The sequence below is a fragment of the Streptomyces sp. 1222.5 genome, from assembly GCF_900105245.1.
Classification (GTDB): domain Bacteria; phylum Actinomycetota; class Actinomycetes; order Streptomycetales; family Streptomycetaceae; genus Streptomyces; species Streptomyces albidocamelliae.
The window spans coordinates 1,208,138-1,219,601 of the sequence record NZ_FNSZ01000001.1; the positions used below are offsets into that span (position 1 = coordinate 1,208,138).

Sequence of the window (11,464 nt, forward strand, 5' to 3'; positions counted from 1 at the left end):
AGCCTATGCGGCTCAGGAGGTCAGCCGGCGGACGCCGCGTACGGCGCCCAGTACGGCGGCGCCCGCGCCGACCGCCGTGGCCGCGGGGTGCCGGACCAGGATCTCCTGCCAGGAGCGGGCGTGGGAGGTGTCGTCGAAGGCGCCGTGGGCGCCCTGGTCGCCGGCGGGTTCACGGTCGACCGGCTCGAAGAGGTTGTCCAGGCCGGCGGGCGGGACGCTGTCGGTCTGCTGGGAGTCGAAGCCGGTGCGGGCCAGGTAGCGGTCGAGCAGGGCCGGTGCGAAGCGGTTGGCCCAGATGGTGGCGACCGTGGTGGCTCCGACGTAGTACTGCTTGCGGCGCGGGTGGTCGGCCGCGTACGCGACGCCCCGCGCGGCGACCTCGGGCTGGTAGATGGGCGGCACCGGCATGGGGTGCTTGGACAGCCGGGAGCGCACCCACTGGAACTGGGGGGTGTTGACGGCGGGCATCTGGGCGACGGTGACGTGCACGCGGCTCCCGCGGTGCAGCAGTTCGGTGCGCAGGGAGGACGTGAAGCCGTTGATGGCGTGCTTGGCGCCGCAGTAGGCGGCCTGGAGCGGGATGGACCGCTCCCCGAGCGCGGAGCCGACCTGCACGACGGTGCCGCGGTCCCGGGGCAGCATCCGTTTGAGGGCCGAGCGGGTGCCGTTGACGAACCCGAGGTACGTCACCTGCGTGACGCGCTCGAACTCCTCGGCGGTGATCTCCTCGAAGGGGGCGAACACCGTGGAGAACGCGCAGTTGATCCACACGTCGATGGGGCCGAAGGTCTCCTCGGCGGCGTCGGCGGCCGCCTCCACGAGTGCCGGGTCCGCGGTGTCGGCGACCTGGACCAGCGGGCGTCCGCCGAGGGCGGCGACCTCGTCCGCCGCCTCCTCCAGGCCTCCCTTGCCCCGGGCGATCAGCACGACGTCGGCACCGCGCCTCGCGTACAGGCGGGCGGTGGCCCGCCCGATCCCGGCGCTGGCACCGGTGATGACGACGGTCGGGGGCATGGTCATCTCCTTTCGTACGGCGTGTCGTACGGCATGGAACGGTTCGTCGGGCGGGAAGCGGCGGCTCGCATCGGTATCACTCCACCCGGTACCGCCGCGCCCGCTCCTCGACGAGGGTCAGGCCCAGTCCCGGCGCCCCGTCGGCGCCCGGGGTGACGCTGCCGCCGCCGGGGTCGAGGACGCCGTCGAGGAGGAGCCCCTCGATGCGGACGGTAGTTCGAGCCGTCCGCGACGTAGGCGCCGCGGCTGCCCGCGTCGAAGCGGGCTTCGCCGTCCACCTCGGCACGGAGGGCCGCCTCCAGGCCGGACGTGTCCGGAGGGGTCATCTGCGCTCCTTCACCTGCCGTCGTCGCGAGGCGGGGGCCGGTCGTGCGGTCCGACGGCGGGCGAGTACCCGACAACTGTCCAGGCAAAACTGAACAGTTTCGCCTGGACAGTTTCTGCTGTCGGTCCTATGCTGACGGCATGGATCACATCTCCGACTCGGCCGTCCGTGCCGCACGTGACCTGCGGGTGGTCTTCAGCCGACTGCGGCGTCGCATCCGGGAGATCGCCCAGGACGCCGACCTGACCCCCTCCCAGGAGTCGGCGCTGACCCTGGTCGGCAAGCACGGCGCGGCCACGGCCAGCGCCCTGGCCGCCGCCGAGGGCGTACGGCCGCAGTCCATGGCGACCACGCTGGCCGCGCTGGAGCAGCACGGACTGATCCGCCGTGCCCCCGACCCCGACGACGGGCGCCGCCAGCTGGTCACGCTGACGGACGCGGGCCGGGCGCGCGTCGAGGGCAACAAGCAGGTCCGCGAGGAGTGGCTGGCCCGCGCCTTCCAGGACCGGTTCACCGCCGAGGAGCGGGAGGCGGTCCTGCGGGCGCTGGAGCTGATGGACCGGCTGTCCCAGCCGTGATCCGGCGCGCCTCCGCCCGTGCCGCCCCCGCGGCGCACGCGCCGTCCGGCCTCTCCCCGGCCGGCGCGTCCTCCCCATCCCCCCGAACCCCCGAAAGGCCCGGCCGACCCATGTCGCTCACCACCCTCGACCCCCGTACCGCCCTCGTCGCGGTCGACCTGCAGAACGGCATCGTGGCCATGCCCACCCAGCCGTACCCGGGCCCGGAGGTCGTGTCCCGCACGGCGGAACTCGCCGACGCCTTCCGCGCCCGGAACCTTCCCGTGGTGCTCGTCCGGGTCTCCTTCGCGGCCGACGGGGCGGGCGCGGTCCCCGGCCGCACCGAGCGCCAGGCGCGCGGGCTCGCCTTCCCCGAGGGCTGGGACACCATCACCGACGAGCTCTCCGGGCACCCCGGTGACATCCGGGTCACCAAGCACAACTGGAGCGCCTTCCACGGCACCGACCTGGACACGCAGCTGCGCCGCCGGGGCATCACCCAGATCGTGCTGACCGGCATCGCCACCAGCATCGGCGTGGAGTCCACCGCCCGTGACGCCTACGCCCACGGCTACCACGTCACCCTCGTCACCGACGCGATGGCCGACGCCGACCCCGCCGCTCACCAGGGCAGCGTCGAGCGCATCTTCCCGCGGCTCGGCGAGTCCGGCACGACCGCGGAGATCCTGGAGCTGCTGGCCAAGACCCACGCCTGACCCCCTCGGCCCGGCCCCTTGTGCGCGAGTGTCCGCACACGCGCACGAGCGGCCGGGTTAGCATGCGGCCACGCACACCGTGTCACCGAGGCAACGGCAGGCGAACAAAGGGGGCTTGGAACCGGATGCCGGTCAAGGTCAGCGTCGTCGTCCCCGTCTACAACCCAGGGCCGTACATCGAGGACTGCGTCGCCTCGCTGCTGAACCAGTCCCTGCCCGCCGACGCGTACGAACTGATCTTCGTGGACGACGGCTCCACGGACGGCACCCCCGCCCGGCTGGACGAGCTCGCCGCACAGCACGCTCACGTGAGGGTCCTCCACCAGGAGAACTCCGGCTGGTCGGGCAGGCCCCGCAACGTCGGGATCGACGCCGCCCGGGGCGAGTTCGTGATGTTCGTCGACAACGACGACCACCTGGGGCCCGAGGCCCTGGAGCGGATGTACGACTATGGGGTGGCGAACAAGGCCGACGTGATCGTCGGCAAGATGGCCGGAAAGGGGCGCCCGGTGCCGGTGGAGCTGTTCCGCCGCAACCGCCCGCACGCCACGGTCGACAACGCGCCGCTGATCGACAGCCTCACCCCGCACAAGATGCTCCGGCGCTCCTTCCTGGACCGCACCGGCCTGCGCTTCCCCGAGGGCCGGCGGCGACTGGAGGACCACGTCTTCGTCACCGAGGCCTATCTGCGCGCGGACAACGTCTCCGTGCTCAGCGACTACGTCTGCTACTACCACGTCAAACGCGACGACGCCGCCAACGCCGGCTTCCAGCGTTTCGACCCCGTCGGCTACTACAAGAACCTCCGTGAGGCCCTCGACGTGGTCGAGCGGTACACCGAACCGGGGCCGCTGCGCGACAAGCTGATGCGCCGCTGGCTGCGCGTGGAGATGGCCGACCGGATGAGCGGACGCCGGCTGCTGGCGATGCCCGACGACTACCGGCGCGAGCTGTTCCGGGAGATCCACGCCGTCGTGGTGGAGCGCTTCGGACCCGGAGTGGCCGCCGGGCTCCGCCCCGGTCAGCGGATCGTCGCCGCGCTGCTCCGCGAGGACCGCTACGACGACCTCGTCGCCTTCGCCGAGTGGGAGGCCGGGGTGCGGCCCCGGTCCGTCCCGACGGCCGTCGAGTGGCAGGACGGCACGCTGCGGATCGGCCTCACCGCCGAGTACGTCACCGCCGACGGGCCGCTGACCGTGGCCGCCGACGCCCCCCGGCCGGCGGCGGACGGCGCGCCCCGCGACGCGGCCGAGGCCGCCGTATGGCTCGGCGCCGCCGCGGCGGACGGCTTCGAGCGGGCCACCGCCGACCTGATCCTGCGCGACCGGGCGACCGCGGCCTCCTTCTTCCAGCCGGTCGAACTCACCCGCGAGCGGATCCCCGCCGAGGACGGCGGCACCCGCCTGGTGCTGCGCGCGACCGCCGGCGTGGACCCCGGCACCGCCGCGGGCGGCGCCCCGCTGCACGGCGGGCTGTGGGACATGTTCGTCCGGGTCTCCCTGGGCGGCTGGACCAAGGAGTGCCGCCTGGGCCCCGCCCCCGAGCAGGCGCCCGCGCTGCCGCCGGCCGGGATCGTCGCCGGGCGGGTCGTGCTGCCGTACTGGACGAAGCAGGGCCGCAACCTGTCGCTGGACGTGGACCGTGCCGTGAAGTCCCTCGGCCTGCACCGGCTCACCCCGGCGGACGCGGCCGTCTCCGACACCGAGACGCTGACGGTGGCCCTGCCGCTGTACGTCCCGGACAGCACGGCGGCCACCCTCCGGTTCACCGCGACGGCCTCGGGCCGCACGCTCGACCGGCCGGCCGTGCTCACCCCCGCCGACGGCGTGCACTCGCTGCTGGAGGCCTCCATACCGCTGCGGGAGCTGCGCAACGCCGTCTGGCGGACCGGGCTGGGCCTGCCGGACGGCCGGGTACCGGCGCTCGCGCTGCTGCTGCGGGTGGGCCGCGGCCGCGGTGATGTCGAGGTGGTCCGGCCGGGGCGCCCGGGACCGCTGCGGCGGCTGGTACGCGTGGCGCGGCGCGCACTGCGCTCGGCGCTCGGCAGGACATCGACGGGAAAGGCCTGATCACGTGCGGCAGTTGGGGATAGCGGACGCCTGGGTGCTGGAACCGCGGGTGTTCCCGGACGAGCGGGGCAGCTTCCACGAGTGGTACCGGGGCGCGGAGTTCCGCGAGGCCACCGGCTACGGCCTGGAACTCGCCCAGGCCAACATGTCCGTGTCCGCCCGGGGCGTGCTGCGCGGCATCCACTTCGCGGACGTGCCGCCCGGGCAGGCCAAGTACGTCACCTGCGTGCGCGGAGCCGTCCTGGACGTGGTCGTGGACATCCGCGTCGGCTCCCCCACCTACGCGCGGTGGGAGGCCGTGCGGCTGGACGACGAGAGCCGGCGCGCGGTGTTCCTCTCCGAGGGCCTCGGGCACGCGTTCATGGCGCTGACCGACGACGCGGCGGTGGTGTACCTGTGCTCGGCCGGGTACGCGCCCCAGCGCGAGCACGGGCTGCACCCGCTCGACCCGCAGCTGGGCATCGCCTGGCCCGAGGGTGTCGAGCCGGTGCTGTCGGCCAAGGACGCCGAGGCACCGACGCTCGCCGAGGCGGAGCAGTCCGGGCTGCTGCCCACGTACAAGGAATGCTCCGCCCACTACGAGCGGTTGCGCGGCCGGTAGGGGCCGCCGGGTTCAGCGTCCGGCGGCGTACGGCGCGAGCGCGCGGCGCAGCGGCTCCCAGCCGCGGGAGCGGCCGGTGCCCCGGTTGCGGGACGCGGCCAGCGGCTTCCAGAACCCGGCGCCGAGGAAGTCCTCGGGCTTGACGGCGGTGGTGCGCCCGAGGACGGACTCCGGGACCTTCTGCGGGTCGGGGACCTCGAACTCCGCGATGATGTCGTCGTAGCGGTCCTTGAGGACGGTGTTGTCCGGGTCGGCGCCGAAGACCACCAACTGGCCGGTGGGCGCGGTGTCGACGAGGACGGTCACCAGGTCGGGGCGGTGGCGCTGGAGGATCTCGATCAGCTTGTAGACGTCCCCGGTCCAGGCGTTGGTGTGCCGGTCGCGGGCGGCCTCGTCCACGTTGCGGGGCAGCATGTCGTCGAAGACGATCACGCTGGCCCAGTCCGAGTGCTTCTCGATGTTGATGAAGTCCCGCAGCGCGTACTCGAACAGGTGCATGCCGTCGATGAACGACAGGTCCAGGGTGGTGCGCTTCCAGTGGCCGAGCGGGCTGCGGTTGCGGGCGAGGTTGCGCAACGGGTGGCGTCCGCCCCGCAGATGGGCGAGCGGGTTGTCGCGGGCGAAGAAGTCGTCACTGGTGGCCTTGGCCAGGTGGACGTCGCAGCGGATCTCGCTGACCACCTTGAAGGCGGGGTCGATCGCGATGCTGGGCACCCGGGACAGCGTCAGGCTGCGGCCGTCGTTGACGCCGATCTCCAGGTAGTTGCGGTTCGCGGTGGCCTTGTGGAGTCCCCGCAGGAACTCGTGGCGTTTCACTCGGACGTCTCCTTGCGGATCTGGGGCAGGCCCATGTGCGGGACTGAGCGGTTCCTGAACCTGGCTGCACCTTGCTGTGGTCCCCGAGGACGAGCCGGTGGGCGCTGGTGCCCCCGGCCGTCGGGGTGACCTCGGTGTGCCGGCCGATCAGCGAGTTCTCGATCCGGCTTACACCGTCGATGGAGGAGTCCCGCAGCACGATGGAGAACCACCATCCGGCCGGCGCCGTCCAGTTCGGCGACGCCGAAAGCACGCGGGTCAGGGACGGGTGCGTGCGGAACTCCTCGACCGGGGACCGGATGGCACCGACGACGAAATCGTCCCCGAGGTACCTCACGAAGTCGTCGTCACCGAGGAAGTCCCGGGCGATCAGCACCGCGTGGGCGGGCCCGAGGGGCCGCTCCTGGGGGCTGCAGGTGACGTCCAGGCCGAACTTCGACCCGTCGCCGACCGCTTGCCCGATCTCCGCCGCGGTCTCGCCGACGATCATCCCGACCTCGGTGATCCCCGCCTCGGCGAGGGACTCCAATCCGTAGAACAGCACGGGCTTGGTGGCCACCGGTACCAGCTGTGTGGCCGAGGTGTGCGTGATCGGTCGCAGGCTGGACCCGGTGCCGCCGGAGAGCACCAGAGCCTTCATTCGCCCCACCCTAGTGGCGATCGTCCCGACAGGACCTGCGTTTGTACGACTGGATGGTCGCGCCAGGACGGCACCCGTGCCGACGGCGGGTTACCGGGCGGTGCCGGGCCCGCCGTACCCCCTCCGGCCGCTCGGCCGCCGGTCGTCTCAGTCGTCGCCGCGCACGATGTTGTCCTCGGCCGCCTCGCCCTGCCGGCGGGCGGCCGCGTGCTTCAGCACGGCGGGCCGGCAGGTGCGCGGTCCGCGGCCGTGACGGCGGCGGGCCTCGGCCCAGCCGGTCTCGGCGTAGGGCAGTGCGGTCCTCTCGCTGGCATGCGCGGTCACGTCATTCATCTTCCTTCTGCACGATCGGTGTCCGGCCGGGTCCCCCGCTCGGGCGTGGGCAAACCCGGACGGACGGCGGCGGTCAGGTACGGCCGCCGCCACCGCCGCCGAACGAGCCGCTCGATCCGGGGGACCAGCGAGGGCGGCTCTGGTCCTCGGCCCGCTTGCTGCCGACGTTGCCGAAGTGGTGGGGGGTGAGCCGCTCGTCGCCGTCCGCGGCCCGCGGCACCTCGTCCGGCTCCCGCATCTCCTGCACTTCGCGGACCGGTCCGGACGGCGGCACCCGGGGCTGCTCGTCGGGGCGCGGCGGTGCCGGTTCACGCTCACGCACCTTCGCACCCAGCCGGAAGGCCCAGATCAGTCCCGCGACACAGGCCAGCCCGGCGACCAGGATGAGGACGTATCCGAACACCTGAACGCCGGCGGCCGCTTCGTACATGGAAGTCGTCATGTGCGCCGGGTACCCGGGGCCGCGCCGAGGATGCCGGGCCGGACGGCGGTCAGCCGTTCGGCGCAACCCGCGGCCGGGCCGGGCGCGGACGTGCAGGGCGTGGCGCTGACGGGCTTCGCGGCACCGGGAGTACCGTCACCCGCGATGACGGATTCGCCGCACATGTCAGAGATCGTGGAGATCACCGCCCGGTACACGGAGCCCGCTCCGCGCCCCGGCCGGACCCTCCTGCGCTGGGTGTCCACGGCCGACCACAAGGTGATCGGCCGTCTTTACATGGTCACGGCGTTCTGCTTCTTCCTGCTGGCCGGTCTGCTCGCGCTCGCCATGCGCACCGAACTGGCCGAACCGGGTATGCAGGTGCTGAGCAAGCAGGGCTACCTGGAGTTCGTCACCATCCACGGCACGATCATGATGCTGCTGTTCGCGACGCCCATGTTCGCCGGGTTCGCCAACGCCGTCATGCCGCTCCAGATCGGGGCCCCTGACCTGGCCTTTCCGCGGCTCAACGCGCTGTCGTACTGGATGTACCTCTTCGGCGGGCTGATGGTGGTGTCGGGCTTCCTGGTGCCGGGCGGGGCCGCGGCGTTCGGCTGGTTCGCCTACGCGCCGCTGAACAGCGCCTACTACTCCCCCGGCGCGGGCGGTGACCTGTGGACGATGGGGCTGGTCGTCTCGGGTGTGTCGACGACGCTGACCGCGGTGAACTTCATCGCGACGATCATGTGCCTGCGCGCGCCGGGCATGACGATGTTCCGGATGCCGATCTTCACCTGGAACGTGCTGTTCACCTCGATCCTGGTGCTCCCCGCCTTCCCGGTGCTGACGGCGGCGCTGTTGGCCCTGGAGGCGGACCGGAAGTTCGGGGCGCACGTCTTCGACGCGGCGAACGGGGGGGCGCTGCTGTGGCAGCACCTGTTCTGGTTCTTCGGGCATCCCGAGGTCTACATCGTGGCGCTGCCGTTCTTCGGGATCGTCTCGGAGATCATCCCGGTCTTCTCCCGCAAGCCCCTGTTCGGCTATGTGCCGATGATCGGGGCGACGATCGCGATCACCATGCTCTCGGCGGTGGTGTGGGCGCACCACATGTTCGCGACCGGCGCGGTGCTGCTGCCCTTCTTCTCGATCATGTCGTTCCTGATCGCGGTGCCCACGGGCATCAAGTTCTTCGCGTGGATCGGCACGATGATGCACGGTTCGCTCTCGTTCGAGACGCCGATGCTGTGGTCGGCGGGCTTCCTGGTGTCGTTCCTGCTGGGCGGGCTGAGCGGGGTGCTGATCGCCTCGCCGCCGCTCGACTTCCATCTGACGGACTCGTACTTCATCGTGGCGCACCTGCACTACGTGCTGTTCGGCACGGTGGTGTTCGCGATGTTCGCCGGGTTCTACTTCTGGTGGCCGAAGTTCACCGGGAAGATGCTGGACGAGCGGCTCGGCAAGGTGCACTTCTGGCTGCTGTTCCCCGGGTTCCAGCTCACCTTCCTGGTGCAGCACTGGCTCGGTGAGCAGGGCATGCCGCGTCGGTACGCCGACTATCTGCCCGGGGACGGGTTCACGGCGCTGAACACGCTGTCCACGGCGGGTGCGTTCCTGCTGGGCGTCTCGACGCTGCCGTTCCTGTACAACGTCTGGCGCACCGCCGTCAGGGGCGAGAAGGTCGGCCTCGACGACCCCTGGGGCTGGGGGCGGGGCCTGGAGTGGGCGACGTCCAGTCCGCCTCCGCGGCACAACTTCGTCGCCCTGCCCCGTATCCGGTCGGAGTCCCCCGCGTTCGACCTGCACCATCCGGGGATCGACAGCCCGCCCGGGAAGAAGGCGACGCGATGAAGGCCGAGGCGGTGCTGTTCGGCGCCGTGGCGCTGTTCTTCGGGGGTTCCGCCGCCCTGTACGGGGTGTGGTCGGGGGATGCCACGGGCACGACCGCGCTGGTCGTCGCGTGCGGGATGGCGGCGCTCGTCGGCTTCTTCTGCCTGATCCAGTACCGGCGCCGGGGGCTGCGCCCGCAGGACCGCACCGACGCCGAAGTGGCGGACGCGGCCGGGCCGGTGGCGTTCTTCCCGGACGCGAGCGTGTGGCCGATCGTCACCGCGCTCGGCTTCGCGGTCACGGCCGGCGGGGTCGTCTACGGGCTGTGGCTGTTCCTCATCGGTCTGGGTGTTCTGGCGCGCGGGGTGTTCGGGATGGTGTTCCAGTACGCGCGCCGGTGAGCGGCTTGCGGGGAGCACCCGGCCGGAAGGACTCGACGGGTTCGTGGTCGCCCTCGTAGCCGCCGGTGACGCTCTGGCGGATGTCGCCGGTGGGCACTCCCTCGGCGAGCCGCTCGCGTTCGGCCGCGGTCAGGGCCCGGCACAGCCACCGGGTCACCAGGAACGCGAGGACCGGCGCCGCCACCAGGGCCACGCGCAGGATCCAGGTCAGGGCGTCGACGGAGACGCGGAAGACCTGGGCCATGATGTCGTTGGCGCCGGCCAGCAGCAGCACGCCGTAGAAGACGGTGCCGCCCACGCCGAGTCCGGTGCGCACGGGGCGCTCGCGCGGCCGGTCGCACAGGTGCTGCTCGTGACGCCACTCCCCGGTGAGGCGCTGCTCGACGAAGGGGTAGGCGTAGAGCGCGGCGAACAGCAGGCCGGGCAGGACGACGGCCGGGAGCAGCACGTTCCACATGACGGTGTGCCCGGCGACGTTCGTCTCCCAGGGCGGTACCAGCCGCAGCGCCCCCTCCAGGAAGCCCACGTACCAGTCGGGCTGGGAGCCGGTGGAGACCTGGTCCGGGCGGTAGGGGCCGTAGGTCCACACCGGGTTGATCTGGGCGAGGCCGGACAGCAGCACCAGCACGCCGAACACCGTCAGGGACAGGCCGGCCGAGGTGCCGGTGAACTGCGGGTAGAGGGGCTTGCCGAGGACGTTGCGGTTGGTGCGGCCGGGACCGCGCCACTGGGTGTGCTTGAGGTGGAAGACCAGGATCAGATGGGCCGTCACCAGGGCGATGAGGGCGCCGGGGAGCAGCAGGATGTGCAGCGGGTAGAGCCGGGTGATGATGTCGTGTCCCGGGTACTCGCCGCCGAAGGCGAAGAAGGCCAGGTAGGTTCCCACCACCGGGATCGACGTCATGATGCCCTGGGCGATGCGCAGTCCGGTGCCGGAGAGCAGGTCGTCGGGGAGCGAGTAGCCGGCGAAGCCCTCGGCGAGCGAGAGCATGAACAGGGTCACCCCGATCGCCCAGTTGAGTTCGCGGGGCCGGCGAAAGGCGCCGGTGAAGAAGATCCGCAGCAGGTGCAGGCCGATCGCGGCCACGAAGACGAGCGCGGCCCAGTGATGGGTCTGCCGCATCAGCAGGCCGCCGCGCACGTCGAAGCTGATGTGCAGGGTGGAGTCGAACGCGGCCGACATCGCCACGCCCTGCAGCGGCACGTAGGAGCCCGTGTAGACGACCTCGCGCATCTCCGGCTGGAAGAAGAAGGTCAGCCACACACCGGTCAGGATCAGCACCAGCAGGCTGTAGAGGGCGATCTCGCCGAGGAAGAAGGACCAGTGCTCGGGGAACGCCTTGCGCAGCAGCGTGCCGCCTTCCAGAACGGGCAGCCGTGCGTCGGCGGCGTCGGCCAGCCGCTCGGCGCGGCGGGCCGTCCGGCTCACGTGGTCTCCGTCGCCGCGGCCCGCTCCACCTCGGCCTCCACCTCGGCGCGGGGCCGGCCCGTCTGCCTGGCGTACTCGCTGACGGCGGTCTGCACGTCCCGGGCGAGGTCGCGCCAGGCGCGCAGGGCGGTCTCGTAGGTGCCCGACTGGGCGCCCGTCATCCGTCGCTCGGCCGGCGGGCCGTAGGCGTCCCGCAGTTCCTCGACCATGGTGTGGGCCGCGGCGGCCGCGCGCTGCTTCTGCACCAGTTCTTCGAAGGTGTGTGCCACATCAACCGACCCTAGGCACCGCTCGCCCGATGCGCCTCCCCAGCCT

The 11,464-nt window shown here is 72.0% G+C and carries 14 protein-coding genes and 1 pseudogene; 6 read left to right on the top strand and 9 right to left on the bottom strand.

Going from position 1 to position 11,464, the window contains the following annotated elements:
* Window positions 1-12: 12 nt before the first annotated feature.
* Together BLW57_RS05480 and BLW57_RS43020 are read right to left on the bottom strand one after the other, a co-directional pair.
* Window positions 13-1,014, bottom strand: a complete 1,002-nt coding sequence (locus tag BLW57_RS05480) for an SDR family oxidoreductase (RefSeq protein ID WP_093472548.1) — start codon at window positions 1,012-1,014, stop codon at window positions 13-15.
* Window positions 1,015-1,090: 76 nt separating this feature from the next.
* Complete coding sequence (locus BLW57_RS43020; RefSeq protein WP_176985472.1) at window positions 1,091-1,300, bottom strand: hypothetical protein; 210 nt, start codon at window positions 1,298-1,300, stop codon at window positions 1,091-1,093.
* Between the two features lie 179 nt (window positions 1,301-1,479).
* Between BLW57_RS43020 and BLW57_RS05490 the strand changes: the two genes are divergently transcribed.
* The 4 genes from BLW57_RS05490 to rfbC all read left to right on the top strand — a co-directional run bounded on the left by BLW57_RS05490 (window position 1,480) and on the right by rfbC (window position 5,282).
* Entirely contained in the window at window positions 1,480-1,917 is a 438-nt protein-coding gene (locus BLW57_RS05490; RefSeq protein ID WP_093472552.1) for a MarR family winged helix-turn-helix transcriptional regulator, read from the top strand.
* 110 nt (window positions 1,918-2,027) lie between these two features.
* Window positions 2,028-2,612: an isochorismatase family protein gene (locus BLW57_RS05495; RefSeq protein ID WP_093472553.1), complete on the top strand. Its 585-nt coding sequence runs from the start codon at window positions 2,028-2,030 to the stop codon at window positions 2,610-2,612.
* 125 nt (window positions 2,613-2,737) lie between these two features.
* A complete protein-coding gene (locus BLW57_RS05500) occupies window positions 2,738-4,681 on the top strand; it encodes a glycosyltransferase family 2 protein (RefSeq protein ID WP_093472555.1) in 1,944 nt (647 codons plus the stop codon).
* A 4-nt stretch (window positions 4,682-4,685) separates the two neighbouring features.
* Window positions 4,686-5,282 (top strand): dTDP-4-dehydrorhamnose 3,5-epimerase, encoded by a 597-nt coding sequence (gene rfbC, locus BLW57_RS05505; protein ID WP_093472556.1) that lies wholly within the window; start codon window positions 4,686-4,688, stop codon window positions 5,280-5,282.
* A gap of 12 nt (window positions 5,283-5,294) precedes the next feature.
* Here rfbC and BLW57_RS05510 read toward each other — a convergent pair whose 3' ends face one another.
* From BLW57_RS05510 to BLW57_RS41275, 5 genes and pseudogenes are all read right to left on the bottom strand, one after another.
* Window positions 5,295-6,098, bottom strand: coding sequence for a class I SAM-dependent methyltransferase (locus BLW57_RS05510; RefSeq protein ID WP_093472558.1), 804 nt, complete (start codon window positions 6,096-6,098; stop codon window positions 5,295-5,297).
* Window positions 6,099-6,162: 64 nt separating this feature from the next.
* A pseudogene (locus BLW57_RS05515) lies at window positions 6,163-6,738 on the bottom strand (sugar phosphate nucleotidyltransferase); the annotation flags it as partial.
* Between the two features lie 147 nt (window positions 6,739-6,885).
* A complete protein-coding gene (locus tag BLW57_RS05520) occupies window positions 6,886-7,071 on the bottom strand; it encodes a hypothetical protein (protein WP_093472559.1) in 186 nt (61 codons plus the stop codon).
* Between the two features lie 73 nt (window positions 7,072-7,144).
* Window positions 7,145-7,513 carry a DUF6479 family protein gene (locus BLW57_RS05525; protein WP_241840864.1) on the bottom strand — a complete coding sequence of 123 codons (369 nt, stop codon included), beginning with the start codon at window positions 7,511-7,513 and terminating at the stop codon, window positions 7,145-7,147.
* Window positions 7,510-7,677: a hypothetical protein gene (locus BLW57_RS41275; RefSeq protein ID WP_176985473.1), complete on the bottom strand. Its 168-nt coding sequence runs from the start codon at window positions 7,675-7,677 to the stop codon at window positions 7,510-7,512. Before BLW57_RS41275 ends, BLW57_RS05525 begins: the two co-directional genes overlap by 4 nt.
* Here BLW57_RS41275 and ctaD point away from each other — a divergent pair.
* Both ctaD and BLW57_RS05535 read left to right on the top strand, forming a co-directional pair.
* Window positions 7,676-9,340, top strand: coding sequence for an aa3-type cytochrome oxidase subunit I (ctaD, locus tag BLW57_RS05530; RefSeq protein ID WP_073890937.1), 1,665 nt, complete (start codon window positions 7,676-7,678; stop codon window positions 9,338-9,340). The two genes, BLW57_RS41275 and ctaD, sit on opposite strands and share 2 nt — an antisense overlap.
* Window positions 9,337-9,720: an aa3-type cytochrome oxidase subunit IV gene (locus tag BLW57_RS05535; RefSeq protein WP_093472561.1), complete on the top strand. Its 384-nt coding sequence runs from the start codon at window positions 9,337-9,339 to the stop codon at window positions 9,718-9,720. Before ctaD ends, BLW57_RS05535 begins: the two co-directional genes overlap by 4 nt.
* Here the strand turns inward: BLW57_RS05535 and BLW57_RS05540 are convergent.
* Window positions 9,656-11,149: a cytochrome bc1 complex cytochrome b subunit gene (locus BLW57_RS05540; RefSeq protein ID WP_093472563.1), complete on the bottom strand. Its 1,494-nt coding sequence runs from the start codon at window positions 11,147-11,149 to the stop codon at window positions 9,656-9,658. The two genes, BLW57_RS05535 and BLW57_RS05540, sit on opposite strands and share 65 nt — an antisense overlap.
* Window positions 11,146-11,418, bottom strand: coding sequence for a hypothetical protein (locus tag BLW57_RS05545; protein ID WP_093472565.1), 273 nt, complete (start codon window positions 11,416-11,418; stop codon window positions 11,146-11,148). Before BLW57_RS05545 ends, BLW57_RS05540 begins: the two co-directional genes overlap by 4 nt.
* Between the last annotated feature and the right edge of the window lie 46 nt (window positions 11,419-11,464).

Bases quoted from the DNA above. Each gene is read 5' to 3' on its own strand.
- BLW57_RS05480 (WP_093472548.1), bottom strand. From the start codon at position 1,014: ATGCCCCCGACCGTCGTCATCACCGGTGCCAGCGCCGGGATCGGGCGG.
- BLW57_RS05490 (WP_093472552.1), top strand. From the start codon at position 1,480: ATGGATCACATCTCCGACTCGGCCGTCCGTGCCGCACGTGACCTGCGG.
- BLW57_RS05495 (WP_093472553.1), top strand. From the start codon at position 2,028: ATGTCGCTCACCACCCTCGACCCCCGTACCGCCCTCGTCGCGGTCGAC.
- BLW57_RS05500 (WP_093472555.1), top strand. From the start codon at position 2,738: ATGCCGGTCAAGGTCAGCGTCGTCGTCCCCGTCTACAACCCAGGGCCG.
- BLW57_RS05520 (WP_093472559.1), bottom strand. From the start codon at position 7,071: ATGAATGACGTGACCGCGCATGCCAGCGAGAGGACCGCACTGCCCTAC.
- BLW57_RS05525 (WP_241840864.1), bottom strand. From the start codon at position 7,513: ATGACGACTTCCATGTACGAAGCGGCCGCCGGCGTTCAGGTGTTCGGA.
- ctaD (WP_073890937.1), top strand. From the start codon at position 7,676: ATGTCAGAGATCGTGGAGATCACCGCCCGGTACACGGAGCCCGCTCCG.
- BLW57_RS41275 (WP_176985473.1), bottom strand. From the start codon at position 7,677: ATGTGCGGCGAATCCGTCATCGCGGGTGACGGTACTCCCGGTGCCGCG.
- BLW57_RS05535 (WP_093472561.1), top strand. From the start codon at position 9,337: ATGAAGGCCGAGGCGGTGCTGTTCGGCGCCGTGGCGCTGTTCTTCGGG.